This is a genomic window from Paraburkholderia sp. BL6669N2 (assembly GCF_003387275.1).
In the GTDB taxonomy this organism is placed as follows: Bacteria; Pseudomonadota; Gammaproteobacteria; order Burkholderiales; family Burkholderiaceae; genus Paraburkholderia.
Genome location: NZ_QUNA01000002.1, coordinates 2,508,637 through 2,521,393, shown reverse-complemented (window position 1 = coordinate 2,521,393; position 12,757 = coordinate 2,508,637). Strand labels below are relative to the sequence as shown.

Annotated in this window: 14 protein-coding genes; 5 read left to right on the top strand and 9 right to left on the bottom strand. The window is 61.3% G+C overall.

Annotated features, from left to right (window positions below):
* Positions 1-41: 41 nt before the first annotated feature.
* From B0G80_RS33800 to B0G80_RS33780, 4 genes are all read right to left on the bottom strand, one after another.
* On the bottom strand, positions 42-812 hold the full coding sequence (locus tag B0G80_RS33800) for an ATP-binding cassette domain-containing protein (protein WP_106283167.1): 771 nt from the start codon (positions 810-812) through the stop codon (positions 42-44).
* Positions 812-1,801, bottom strand: coding sequence for an ABC transporter permease (locus tag B0G80_RS33795; protein ID WP_241974875.1), 990 nt, complete (start codon positions 1,799-1,801; stop codon positions 812-814). Before B0G80_RS33795 ends, B0G80_RS33800 begins: the two co-directional genes overlap by 1 nt.
* A gap of 8 nt (positions 1,802-1,809) precedes the next feature.
* On the bottom strand, positions 1,810-2,898 hold the full coding sequence (locus B0G80_RS33790; protein ID WP_116122154.1) for a sugar ABC transporter substrate-binding protein: 1,089 nt from the start codon (positions 2,896-2,898) through the stop codon (positions 1,810-1,812).
* Between the two features lie 845 nt (positions 2,899-3,743).
* Positions 3,744-4,178 (bottom strand): MarR family winged helix-turn-helix transcriptional regulator, encoded by a 435-nt coding sequence (locus tag B0G80_RS33780; RefSeq protein ID WP_116122153.1) that lies wholly within the window; start codon positions 4,176-4,178, stop codon positions 3,744-3,746.
* 252 nt (positions 4,179-4,430) lie between these two features.
* Here B0G80_RS33780 and B0G80_RS33775 point away from each other — a divergent pair, with 252 nt between their 5' ends.
* Positions 4,431-4,919, top strand: a complete 489-nt coding sequence (locus B0G80_RS33775) for an SRPBCC family protein (protein WP_116122152.1) — start codon at positions 4,431-4,433, stop codon at positions 4,917-4,919.
* A gap of 451 nt (positions 4,920-5,370) precedes the next feature.
* Positions 5,371-5,709 (top strand): DUF190 domain-containing protein, encoded by a 339-nt coding sequence (locus B0G80_RS33770; protein ID WP_116122151.1) that lies wholly within the window; start codon positions 5,371-5,373, stop codon positions 5,707-5,709.
* Between the two features lie 82 nt (positions 5,710-5,791).
* Here the strand turns inward: B0G80_RS33770 and B0G80_RS33765 are convergent, their stop codons facing one another.
* Positions 5,792-7,105, bottom strand: a complete 1,314-nt coding sequence (locus B0G80_RS33765) for an MFS transporter (RefSeq protein ID WP_116122150.1) — start codon at positions 7,103-7,105, stop codon at positions 5,792-5,794.
* Between the two features lie 145 nt (positions 7,106-7,250).
* Positions 7,251-7,682 (bottom strand): VOC family protein, encoded by a 432-nt coding sequence (locus tag B0G80_RS33760; RefSeq protein ID WP_116122149.1) that lies wholly within the window; start codon positions 7,680-7,682, stop codon positions 7,251-7,253.
* 346 nt (positions 7,683-8,028) lie between these two features.
* Between B0G80_RS33760 and B0G80_RS33755 the strand changes: the two genes are divergently transcribed.
* A complete protein-coding gene (locus B0G80_RS33755) occupies positions 8,029-8,769 on the top strand; it encodes a GntR family transcriptional regulator (RefSeq protein ID WP_116122148.1) in 741 nt (246 codons plus the stop codon).
* 107 nt (positions 8,770-8,876) lie between these two features.
* Here the strand turns inward: B0G80_RS33755 and B0G80_RS33750 are convergent, their stop codons facing one another.
* A complete protein-coding gene (locus B0G80_RS33750) occupies positions 8,877-9,221 on the bottom strand; it encodes a DUF4148 domain-containing protein (RefSeq protein WP_116122147.1) in 345 nt (114 codons plus the stop codon).
* 451 nt (positions 9,222-9,672) lie between these two features.
* Between B0G80_RS33750 and B0G80_RS33745 the strand changes: the two genes are divergently transcribed.
* Entirely contained in the window at positions 9,673-10,659 is a 987-nt protein-coding gene (locus tag B0G80_RS33745) for a zinc-dependent alcohol dehydrogenase family protein (protein WP_116122146.1), read from the top strand.
* A 55-nt stretch (positions 10,660-10,714) separates the two neighbouring features.
* On the opposite strand, the gene B0G80_RS33740 is transcribed toward B0G80_RS33745, so the two are convergent.
* Positions 10,715-11,584: a LysR family transcriptional regulator gene (locus tag B0G80_RS33740; RefSeq protein WP_116122145.1), complete on the bottom strand. Its 870-nt coding sequence runs from the start codon at positions 11,582-11,584 to the stop codon at positions 10,715-10,717.
* Between the two features lie 285 nt (positions 11,585-11,869).
* Here B0G80_RS33740 and B0G80_RS33735 point away from each other — a divergent pair, with 285 nt between their 5' ends.
* Entirely contained in the window at positions 11,870-12,226 is a 357-nt protein-coding gene (locus B0G80_RS33735) for a host attachment protein (RefSeq protein ID WP_258879111.1), read from the top strand.
* 78 nt (positions 12,227-12,304) lie between these two features.
* Here the strand turns inward: B0G80_RS33735 and B0G80_RS33730 are convergent, their stop codons facing one another.
* A complete protein-coding gene (locus B0G80_RS33730) occupies positions 12,305-12,688 on the bottom strand; it encodes a DUF6566 family protein (protein WP_258879110.1) in 384 nt (127 codons plus the stop codon).
* Between the last annotated feature and the right edge of the window lie 69 nt (positions 12,689-12,757).

Sequence of the window (12,757 nt, the reverse complement as noted above, 5' to 3'; positions counted from 1 at the left end):
TAAGCTCCAGGAGCAAAGCCGGCGGGTCGCCGGTTCGGGTATTAATGCGTCGCCGACCGCATCGCCCGATATTCGCGCCGCACGATATCCATCAGTTCTTCCACCGACGTGCTGGCTGCCTCGCGCTGATAAGTCACCCGTCCGCGTTGCATGAGCATCACACGGTCCGCGATGTCGAGCGTCTGCGCGTAGTTGTGCATGATCATGACGATAGACAGGCCGCCTTTCGCCTTGAGCCGAAGGATCAGGTCGATGATGAGTCCCGCCTCGCGGGCGCCCATCGCGGCCAGCGGTTCGTCGAGCAACAGAATCTTTGCGTTCGAATTGACTGCGCGTGCGACCGCGATAGCTTGCCGCTGGCCGCCCGAAAGCTGCTCGACCGGCAGATCGACCGAGGGCACGTGCACGCCGATTTCTTCAAGACACTCCGCGGCGCGCTCGCGCATGGCGCGATTGTCCAACAGCCGAAATGGCCCTCGGCGGATGATCTCCCGATTCAGGAACATGTTGTGATAGATGCTCAGAGAATTGGCGAGCGCCAGATCCTGATACACACATTCAATGCCGAGTGAACGGGCGTGATCGACCGAGCGCAGCAGCGTTTCCTCGCCGCCGACAAAAAGCTTGCCGCTCGTCTGCTGATGAAAGCCTGTCAGAATCTTGATCAGTGTCGACTTGCCCGCGCCGTTGTCGCCGAGCACGCCAAGAATCTCGCCCTGTTTCAGCGTGAGCGAAACGCCATCGAGCGCGGTGACCGCGCCGAAACGTTTGACGATGTCTTCGCCGCGCAGCGCCTCCAGCACTTCGGACATTACAACTCCCCCTTGCGCGCGAGACGAACCACGTGGATGTTGAAGATCATGGCGCCGAGAATCGCCGCGCCGAGAATCATGTTGAAGGTGAAGGCGTTGATGCCGATCAGCGTGAAGCCGTCGTTGAGAATGCCGAGCACCGCCGCGCCGATCAGTCCGCCGATGATCGTGCCCGACCCGCCGGCCAGGGGTGTGCCGCCGATCACGGCAGCGGCGACGGCGAGAAACATGATCTGGTTGCCGCCTGCTTGCGGATCGATCGACGTGATGCGGAATCCCTCCAGGATACCGGTCAGTCCGGCGAGCAGCGCCGCAAGAATGAAGTTGCCGAGCTTCAGGCGTCTGACCTGGATCCCCGCCTCGCTCGCGCCCAGCGGATTCGCGCCCGACGCGATCGTGTGCAAACCCCAGCGGGTGTGGCGCAGCAGCACGTGCATGAAGGCCGCAATGGCGAGCGTCCAGATGATTTCGCTGTAGCCCCATTCGCCCATGAATGCCGCGAACGCTGAATTTTCCGGTGGCGAAACCGGCGTGCCTCGGGAGATGGTCAGCGTGAGGCCATTCACGAAGAACAAGGTGCCGAGCGTCGTCACGAACGATGGGATGCGCAGATACACCGTCACCGCGCCATTGATCAGCCCGACGATGGCCGCGGCCACCAGGCCGGTGAGCATCCCGAGCCACGGCGGCAAGCCCGCCTCGATGGCGAAATGCATGATGAAAGGCGCAAACGCGAAGACCATCCCGGCAGAGAGATCGATCTCCCCGCCGATCATCAGCATGATTTCGCCAAAGGCAATGATCGCCACTGGCGCGATGAATTGCGAGAGATTCTGCAGACTCGCGCCGGTCAGCAGAAAGTCATGATTGACTGTCTCGAAGTAGATGCAGAGGATGAGCGCCACCGCGAAGATGCGGATCTCGCTGGAACGCCCGAGCGCGCCGGACCAGCGCCTCGGACGTTTGGCGGCTTGCTGGGCGTCCGTCACGGAAGACGTCACCCTTTGATCGCACCCGTGCGTGGCACGATCTGGGGTTTCGTGCTCTTGCCTTCATAGCGCGTCGATGTGTTCAGGTACGGATCGACCGTGCCCTTGGTGACGAACTTCAGGCCCGTGTTGACGTTGGCCGGCCCGACGAGGCCGCCGGAGGCGAGGAAAGTAAATGCCTCGACGACGGTATAGAAACCTTGCACGTACGGCTGCTGGTCGATGGTGAAGTCGAGGAAGCCGTCGTGAATCAGATCGACCGTGCGCGGCAGCAGATCGAAGCCGCCGCCGTGCACGCCCTTGGACGGCAGGTTGGATTCCTTCATGACTTCGGCGACGCCCTGGGTGCTGCCCGCGTCCACCGCGAACATGCCTTTGAGATCCTGGTGGCCGAGAAAGAAGGATTTGATCTTCGAGAGTTCTTCGTTGACGGTCGCGCCGGTAGCGATGGTCTGCACGTCGATCTTCTTGCCCGATTTCTTGATTGCAGCCGCCGCGCCATCGAGCCGGGGCTGAATGTTGAGTTGGCCGGGGGTGGCGATAAAGAGCGCGACGAGGCCGCTGTCGATGAGGCTCACGATCCGCTCGCCCATCTGGTAGCCGGACAGATAAAGATCCTGGCCGATGTACGCAAGGCGCGGATTGGTGGAACCCGAAGGCGCGTCGGCGTTATAGGCGAACACGGGAATGCCGGCGTCGAGCGCGGCCTGGATGGGTTTGTCGAACGCCTTGGGGTCGACGATCGGTACTGCGATCGCGTCGGCTTTCGCGGCAATCGCCGCGTTGACCGCATTCACCATTTCGCCGATGTCGGCATTGGCCGAGCCGGTCCATTGATAGTCCATGCCGAGCAAGGCGGTCGCGTCCTGAATGCCATATTGCGTGGGCACGAAGAAGGGATTCGTCGTGACATGGTTGACGAATACGATCTTCCAACGTTTGTGTGCTGGAAACGAACCGCCTTCCGCCGCCTGGGCCGACGAGATCATTCCGCCCATTCCACCCATTAGCGCCAGTGCCGCGGTCAGTCCTGCGCCCTGCAGCAAACCACGACGCGTCCCCTGTACTTCGTCCTTGTCTTCCTTCGATTGCGCCATCTCAGTCTCCCGTCTCTCAGTTGTAGAACGTTTCACTGGTTGTAACGGCGCAAGCAGAAAAAACTCCGGCAAGACAGGCACCGGAGCTGGGCATCGCTCCTTTCGGAAAGCCCACGTGCACGCGCGTACGCATGACTACCCCACGAAAATGCTATATCACGCACTTTTGGCTACTAATCGATGTATACCCTTAACTGGTCTGAATACGAATGACCGGCGTGCGACGCGCGGCTTTTTTTGTGCACGATACACCGATTTAATAGTATTACTACCGAGTTGATGCCTGAAAGAAGACGGATGAGAATAATGGGAAGCGTTCGCTCCATACTGCTCGACGGTTCAGGGTTGTTGAAGACCAATTATTGGGATTCGCGACCAGCATTGGGCATTTTTTAAAGCTTGCAGAACGCGTGGGATGCGGCGTACTGGAAGCGGACGGCTTCGCGGTCGAATTTCCGATGTTTTGCGAAAGCGGGTCGCAGTTGCATTCTGCAACGGCGTTCTTGCTGATCCGCCTTGTCGATGACAAACACGTTTACTTCGCATGCGAATATTATATATTTCGCATGCGAACAAGTTGGTGCGCTCAAATGTGCCCTGCGTGCCTACGGATCACTGGCAGCAACGAAACGGCTCATGCGGGGCGCAGAGCGGCTGACAGCCCAGATGGATCGGGAAAGCGTCACATTGTTGGAGCGGCTTGCCAGCGCGGAGGGGAAAGAAGCATTTCTGGCGCTTGCTCAGAAACGCCGGCCGGACTTCACGAGGATTGCACGCTGATGGAAGCGGCGAACACTGCCGGGCAACACGGCGGTATGCTGCTGCCGCCGTCCTCAGGTGTCGCCTTACGCCGTTTCCTCGTCGACATCGGGAAACTTGTCCTGCAAACTCGTCAGCCAGCGCGCAACCACGTCGATCTCGGCCTCCGTAAATCCTTCCGTCAGCCTGACATTCAGTTCAGCGAGGCCCGACTTCGACCGCTTGAGTGCGGTGCGTCCTGCCGCCGTTAGCCAAAGTCGCGACGCGCGCCCATCGAGTTCGTCCGAATGGCGTTCCAGGAGACCGGCCCGCTCCGCTCTGTCGACCAACCCGCTCATTCCCGGTGCCTTGAGATCGAGCGCCGCAGCCGCCTCGCTCGTGAGTGCTCCGTCGTTTTTCCCGAGAAAGAAAAGCAGCCCCGCCTGCGCCGCAGTGACTCCACCTGCGGCTGTCCGAGTTTGCGACCACCGATGCAGGCGCTTTTGGCCCACATTGAGCAGATACACGAGCCGATGATCCATGTTTCAACCTCACCTGTTGCGCTCCGGCGGACGGCGCTTTTTTGCTGTAATTTAGTTCGTGTGCGAACTTTTATCTTAGCATAAGTCCTATCGGACGACGGGCGAGAGTTAATCCTGACACCGAGCGCGTCAGCGGCCGTCGGCTGCTTCTGGCTGTTCTACGTTTTGTCGCGCGGCGTAGTTTCGCCGGTGATGGCAAGTACAACGAGCATCTGCCAAAATCTCTGGAACGATATTAAGAATGGAGGCAGCTTGCGCACGGTCGAATACCGCTTTTCCACCACCTGGCGCATCGATGCGCCAGTGCAGGAAGTGTGGGCGGCAATCCAGGACTCGGCGCGCTGGCCCGAATGGTGGCATAACGTCGAGCGCGTGGACCAGCTGCAGGCGGGTTCGGATCAAGGCGTGGGCGTCGTTCAACGCTATACGTGGAAAGGCTGGTTGCCCTACCGCCTCGTGTTCGATATGCGGGTGACGCGCGTCGACCCGTTGGTCGCGTTGGAGGGGGAGGCCAGTGGCGATGTCGAAGGCGCAGGCCGGTGGAGCTTTTCGACCGACGGGCGCAACCTGACCGTGGTCCGCTATGACTGGTGCGTGCATACGAAACGCGCGTGGATGAATGCGTTGGCGCCGTTGCTGCGACCGGTTTTCCAATGGAATCACGACGTGGTGATGCGCGAAGGCGGCGCGGCGCTAGCGCGGCGGCTTGACGCGCGGCTCCTTGAGATCGAGCAGGGATAAAACTCGACCCGGGGCAGGGCAGGGTTCAATCAGTGCAATTGCGAATCCGCGAGTTGTACGATGCAGTTTGCCGTTCAGGAACCGCTCGCGCAATCGGAGCCGCGGTTCTTCCAGCGTCACACGTTGCGAATGTGGCTGCGGCGGTGTTGGAGAAGAGAGTACGTAAGCTGCGGGCGTCGGGAATCGCTGCGGCCGTGACGAAAACCTGCAGTCGGACATGCTGGACCACGCTTATGGGCTCGTGCCGCTGTTCGGCCTGCGCTGCTGGCAGCAGGAATACGGGGCATCCCGGCAGCCTTAGCTGGCACTCGTTCTGCCCGGCATCTACACTTATTCCATGGCTCGGCTGATGATGCCGACGACTGCGTCGAACCGGCGACGCAGGTATTGCCGCGCCTCTCTACTGACAAGAATAATCGACAGCGATCCAGCGCGGACAGGAGACACCGACATGAACGGCTATCAGGTCACTTTCTTTACTCAACAGGATCGCCGCCATCGCGGCAAGCCGCTGGCTGACTGGCTCGTCCACCTTGCGGGCGAACTTGGCCTGCGCGGCGCGACCGTGATACCAGGCTGCGAAGGAATCGGCCACCATCGCCGCATTCACTCTGCACATTTCTTCGAGCTGGCGGACCAGCCTTTGTCCGTCGTGATGGCGGTGACGAGCGACGAAGCCGACCGGTTATTCGACCGGCTGCGCGCCGATGGCGTGCATCTGTTCTACGTGAAGACACCCGTCGAGTTCGGCGTTATCGGGGATGACAACGGCAACGCTGCGAAGTCCTAGCCTACGATTTCGTGCGCACACTGCGTGAGGTTCGACGCGGCCAACTCGTCGCCAACCGACATGCGTTGGCGAGGCGCCGCGTTCAGTAAGCATCCATCCGCGCCGCAAAACCGCCGGCCTCCTTCGCTTTCGCTTCGGGCTCGCCGAGATAGGGACGGTCGGGGCGAATCCAGTGCGCGGCGATTGGCCCGAGCGCGAGAAAGAACATCGACAGCGCGAACACCGGTTGCCATGAATGCGTCGTATCGACCAGCCATCCGACGAGCGGCGGCGACACCGATGCCGCAATGCCAAGCCCCGCGTTCATGATGCTGCTCGAGGTCGCCGCGTGGTTGGGTGCGAGATCCATTGCGACGGCCCACAGCGGCGCGGTCACCAGTTCGGAGAGGAACAGCGCGGCGGCCAGCGAGAGCGCGGCAAGCGTCGACGACGTGTGCAGGAACATCGGCACGAAGAACACGATGGGTGCGAGAAACCCCACTGTAATCAGCGTTTGACGCGAGCGGCGAATGTTGCCGGTCTTCTTCAGCATCAGATCGCTGAGCGAGCCGCCGAGCGTGGTGCCGACTACGCCGCTCAGGAAAATCCCCGAACTGAAAATGGCTGAATGCCGGATATTCAGGTGATACGCCTGCGCAAAAAACGACGGCATCCAGTTGAGAAAGAACCACAGAATCCAGCCGTGACAGAAGCTCACTAGAGTAGCCGGCCAGAGCGCCCGCAAGAGCGGCGGCCAGCGCATCGGCACGCGTGCCGTGCCGAGTTTGGCGGGCAGGCGCGCGATGTCCTGGGGTGTGATGCCCGGATGATCAGCGGGATTGTCGCGGTAGTACCAGACCCACAGCACGACCCACGCGAGACTCGCCGCGCCGAGCACGATGAACGCGATGTGCCACGAAAATGCGCTGATCAGACTGGCGACGAGAATCGGCGTCGATGCGTTGCCCAGCCTGGCGCAGGCATGCGTGATGCCTTGCGAAAAGCCGCGCCGCTCGGGTTCCATCCACGCGGTCAACGCGCGGGCCGATGCCGGTACGATCGGGCTTTCGCCCAATCCCACGACGAAGCGCGCGAGCAGCAGCGTACCCAGCCCGCCGGCGAGGCCGGTCAGGAGCGTGCCGAGACCCCACAGCACGCCGCACACGGCGAGCATCTTGCGGGCGCCGAGACGATCGCTGATAAAGCCGCCTGGAATCATCGCGAGCGCGTAGGTCAGCGCAAAAGCGGAAAACACGATGCCAAGCTGCGAGTTGCTCAGATGCAGATCGCGACGGATCGCGAGAGCCGCAGTGGAAATGTTGGTGCGGTCCACATACATCAGGAACGACATGATGCACAGGACAATCAGTACGCCTGTCGTCGCGGAAAAGCGCTTGCGGCGGCGGATCGATTCCATCGTGTCTCCTCCTTGCGACCACGCAACGGCACGTGCCGTTGCGTTTGGTGTCGCGGCGCCGCGGGGATCGCTCCACGTCGCCGTACGTCGAACCGCTCGCCATTTAATTGGTGTAATGCGAGCTGAAACGCGAACCTGAACGTAGTTACTCGAGTACTTCGCCGTGTACGCCGGCGGCGAGCGTCTTCTTTTCCCAGCGATCCATGGGCACGACTTCGGCCACCGGCCCGTTCGGCGAACGGAACTTGACCGGCAGATGACCCGGCGCCGTCAGGATTTCACCGCCATTTTCCTTGATCTGCGCGATAAACGCCTCGAGGTCATCCACTTCCATGCCGATGTGGTGAATGCATGGCGCCGGCCCGGCGAAATCGGCTTCGTCCGAATCCGATTGCTCATAGTGAATCAACGTCAGGTCCATATAGCCGTCGGTCAGGTGATGCGAAATGTGGTCGCCGTTCTTGCCCTTGCGACGCACCGTATTCACGTGCTTGTAGCCAAACACGTTCTCATAGAACGCGCGTTCCTTCTCGACATCTTCAACCTTGAATGCAATGTGCTTGATGAAATTCGGCATGGCTCATCTCCTTTGATGTAAGCGCGCGTGGTTGCGCGATGGAGATCAGTCTAGGGCGACATCATGCCTTCGTCAATCGAATCATTCGAATGATTCGAATTAAGAGGCGGGTTCGGGTCAACGCCGATTGTCTTCGATCCTCGCGGTTGTTAGGCGCGGCGCCCAGCGGTCGTGATGCATTTGGGTGTCGATCCTGTATCCTTCCGGAATTCGCCATGCGGGCCGCGAATCGGGCCGCGAATTGGACCGGAAGCGGCGCATGAAACGCGTGCGTTTCGCGGCCCTCTCATCGCGGATCGGGCGGCGTTTTCCGATTCCTTTTTTCTTCACTCTGACACTGACCTGAATGCCAGGACTTCGTACTCCGGGAGAGCAACCGCTCTATGAAATCGTCCGCGCCGGTATTCTCGAGCGCCTTCGTACCGGCCAATGGACAGCCGGCGACAAGATTCCGACGGAGCCGCAACTAGCCGAGGAATTCGGCGTCGGCATCGGCACGATCCGCCGCGCGGTCGAAGAACTGGTGGCCGAGCGTCTGCTGATTCGCCGGGCAGGGCGCGGCACGATCGTCGCGAAGTTCGCCGACGAACATGCGTTCGACCACTACTTCAGCTTCGTCGATACAGACGGCGAATTACTGAAAGTCACCGCGCGCCTGCTGCGTTTCGGCAAGGAGCGCGCGAGCGCGGAACTCGCCGCGACGCTCAAGCTCGCGCGCGGCGCACGGCTTGCCACCGCCGACAATCTTCGGCTGCATGATGACGTGCCTGTCATGCTCGATCGTTTGTGGTTTCCGCTCGACGTGTTTCCGACGCTCGAAGCCGAGATGTTCAAGGCACGGCGCGGTTCCATTTACGGCTTTTACCAGGAGCATTTTGGAATCTCAGTCGTGCGCGTGGTGGAAGATCTGGGCGGGGCGGCCGCCGACGAAGAAGTGGCGCGCGCGCTGAATATCGAAGTCGGCGCGCCGGTGCTGCGCATCGAACGCACGGCCTTCACGTTCAAAGACCAGCCGGTCGAGTTTCGCGTGCGCTTTGTCGATTCGAGCCGCTGTTCTTACCGGAACGTGCGCGGCTTGCAGGATTGAGTCGTGTGCGGCCGCCGCGGCTTCTGCCTCGCGCAGAAAAAGCTGCGCGTCATCAAACTCGGTCCCGTGCGTCTGGCGGCAAGCACGAGACCGGCGCGGTATATCGCTTATTTGCCGAAGTACGGGGTGCAGAAGCTGGCCGGACCGATACAGGTCGATTGCATCGCCGTATGCGCCGGTCCGCCGGACGACGTGCCGTTCGCCGGCACACCGCCGTAGGTCTGCGTTTGCTGATGCGTGGATTGCGTCGCGACTTTTGCTTCGGCGGCCTGGATGTCGGCCGGATAGCTGGCGTCGTCGGAACGCGCCGGGCTATAGCCGGCTCGCTCCAACTGCACGAGATCGCTGCGGACCTCGGCGCGTGTCACCGGCCCGTTGGATTGCGCGAAGCTGAGCACCGGAGCGGACAGGGCGGCGGCAGCGAGGGCAATGCAAACGATAGCTTTCTTCATGATTCAGACTCCGAAATAAATACGAGGGTTGATCGAGGGAAATTTGCTGAATAGCAGCAGCTCATTCGACGCTACTGGTATTGCGCAGGTCTTTCTTCTCTGAGCGTCTGGAAACCATATTGCGCTTGCGCACCTGACGCGATCCCCACCGGTTCATTACGAAATTGACATGTTGGGCCTGCCCCGCTTCACGGGCGGGGCGCGCAACGCCGTCGACGGCGCTCGTCCTGACATTTTCGGTAGTCTCGCTGGGAGTACCGATCGAGGCGGATTGGAAAGTCAGTCATCTTATGCGGGAGACTCTGAATGAAGAACCGCCGCCTACAGGCGTTGCATCATGCATTAATGCATGGCAAGCGTGCACATTTTTAAGTGTTCAGGCCCGTTTGCATGGGTCACTATTCGCTCCATCTGCTTTTCCTTTCACCGGTATTTGCAAGGAGCGTTGACCATGACAATGCAAGCCCTCGTCCTCTCTCAGTACAACGGACCGCTGGAACTCACCACCGTGGCTCGCCCTGAACCGTTGCCCGGCCAAGTGCGGGTGCGTATCGCGGCGGCCGGTCTCAATCCGCTCGACACGAAAATCCGCGCAGGCGGCGCCGCTCATGCAAAACATCCGCTGCCACTGGTGCTCGGCATCGACATGGCTGGCGTGGTCGAGGCGGTGGGTGCGGGCGCAACGCGTTTCAAAGCGGGCGACGAGGTCTACGGCATGACAGGCGGTGTCGGCGGCATTCAGGGTTCGCTCGCGCAATATGCCGCGGTCGACGCGGATCTACTCGCGCTGAAGCCCTCCAACCTGTCGATGCGCGAAGCCGCCTCTTTGCCGCTTGCGTTCATCACCGCCTACATGGGGCTCGTGGATCGCGCGAAGCTTCAGGCCGGGCAGACGGTGCTCGTGCAAGGAGGCGCGGGTGGCGTGGGCCATGTTTCGGTGCAACTCGCGCGGGCGCTAGGAGCAAGCGTGTTCGCGACGGCGAGCGCACGCGATCACGACGAGCTTATGCGCCTCGGCGCCACGCCAATCGATTACGCCGCGCAGAACGTCGAGCAATATGTCGCGCAGCATACGGGCGGGGCGGGATTCGAGGTGGTCGCCGACACGGTGGGCGGCGCGACGCTCGATGCATCGTTCGCGGCGGTCAAGCATTTCGGCCATGTGGTCAGCGCGCTTGGCTGGGGTACGCATGCACTCGCGCCGCTGTCGTTTCGCGAGGCGACGTATTCGGGCGTGTTCACCCTGCATGCGCTGCTGAGCGGCGAGAATCGGGCGCGTCACGGCGACATGCTGCGCGAGGCGACGCGCCTTGCCGAAGCGGGTGAATTGACGCCGCGACTCGATCCGCACCGCTTCGGTCTTCGCTCGGCGGAACAAGGGTACAACGCAATCACCGATCGCAGCGCGCGGGGCAAGATCGTCGTCGATATCGAGTGACGCCGGCCGCGCGGGTCGGCAACCGTGAGTGATTTCAGCGGCGGCCAGATGTCAATTATGCGTTGGCGAGTTTGTCGACGACAACGTCGATCAGCGCCCGCAACCGCCCCAGCCGTCGAAGGTCGCGATGGTAGCCGAGCCACACTTGGCGGCCCGGCGGCGTTTCGCCGAGGTCGATGCGCCGCAGTCCTGGCGTGTTGTCGCCAAGCGCGCACGGCAGCACCGCGAAGCCGCCGCCCTCGGCACACATGCGCGCCTGGACGCCGCGATTGTTGCTGGCGTACGCGACTCGCGCATTCGGCAGCATGCGGCGAATCCACGTCACGTCGGGCAACGCCTCGAAGGCGCTGTCCATCGTAATGAGCGATTGGCCCGCGCCATCGCCGGCCTGCGGCGCCACCAGATCGGCGTGCCCGTACAGCGCGTAGTTAAGATCCATGACCTTTCGCTGGATCACGTCGGGTTCGTCGAACGGCGTGATGCGAAACACGAGATCCGCTTCACGGCGCGAAAGACTGTAGCGTCGCGAATCGGTGATTAACTCGATGGAGAGCTGCGGATGCCGCGAGAGAAACGCGGCGAACACAGGGGTGAGCACATGAATACCGAACCAGTCCGAGGACGACACGCGCAGCGACCCCGTCAACTGCTGCGTGGTCCCCGCGAGCGAACGTGTGAACGCGAGCGCTTCTTCCTCCATTCGCTCCGCGAAACTCAACACCGCGGTGCCTTCGTCGGTCAGTACGAAGCCGTCGGCGGTGCGCTGGAACAGCGCCTGGCCGACCGCGCTTTCGAGCGCACGCAGCCGGCGCCCCATGGTGGGCTGGGTTTGTCCCAGTTGGCGCGCGGCGGCGCCGAGTGTGCCGCAACGGGCGATCGCGAGAAACACGCGGACACCGCCCCAATCCATTGTCATTTCGTTCATAGCAGGATGTGCTCGTGCGACAGGCGGCCTTATCGTACCGAACTTCGCGGTTTGGCGTCGGGCCGACGCCGAGGACCGCGTCCGCAGCCATCAATATGCTGACATTCATGACTTATCGGACATCAATGTCCGCAAGCCGGGCGAGCGGCGAACTTCACGCCGATGCGACGAATCGACGAATTGACCTTGGGCGTAGCCGGTCCGAACTGCTATCTTGAGTGAGTGTCGCCGGCACTGTCGGCGAGCGGGCGCCGCGTATGCGCTAGAAATTCTGCTCAGAGGTGCATGATGGTCGAAGTTACCTGGCTTGTCGTGGCTGACGGAGGTCGCGCGCGCGTTTTCCAGACGCCTGGGCTTAAGCTCGACTTGCAGGAGGTCGAAGTTCTCGTGAACGAGGAATACACCGGCACGGCGCTGACTGAGAAAGACCGCGAGAAATTTGCAAAGCGGGTTGCCGCTTATCTGGAAGAAGGGCGGCTCCGTCAACTCTACAATCGGCTGCGGCTCGCCATGGAGGCGAAATTCCTCGGCATGGTGCGTTCGAATCTGAGCGAGGAAGCGCGTCGAATGATATTCGAGCAGATCAGCGAAGATCTGTTGTCGCTCAGCAAACAGGAAATCGAGGCGCGTCTGCGTAAGTAGAGAGCGGCTGCGCAAAGATTTCACTGAGCCTGCAAGCGTGTTGCAAGGCCGGCTTTGCAGCGTTCAGGTTTGTCGCGTTCAGGAACTGATGTCCGGCCCGTGCGATTTTTCTTCGGCATCGCGGAACCAGTCTTCCGCGCGAGACCGGGCGCTGACCCAGGAGTGCGGTTGCGGCGTCTCGAACTCACGATCGATGAACCGGCGGCCCCATTCGACCGCGTCTCTGATCGCTTCTTCTTTGGTCAGCCATTCGGGCTGAACGGTCATCGGGCGAATATCGACCACCTTACCCGCGCTATTTTTCAGGCTCACGCTCGCGATCCAGGCGCCGAACTTATTGGTCTCTGGGCGCACGACCATCTCGAACTCGCCATAGAAAACAGTGGATGCTGGCATCGCTTTCTCCTTAGCCTGCGTGTCGCTGCTAGCGCCATCATGCCGTAATCCCGGTAGCATGACCATGGTGGTCGCAAGCTGGCGCGCACGAAACCTCGCACTCGTATGAAGAAACCGTACGTTTAACTCATTTCT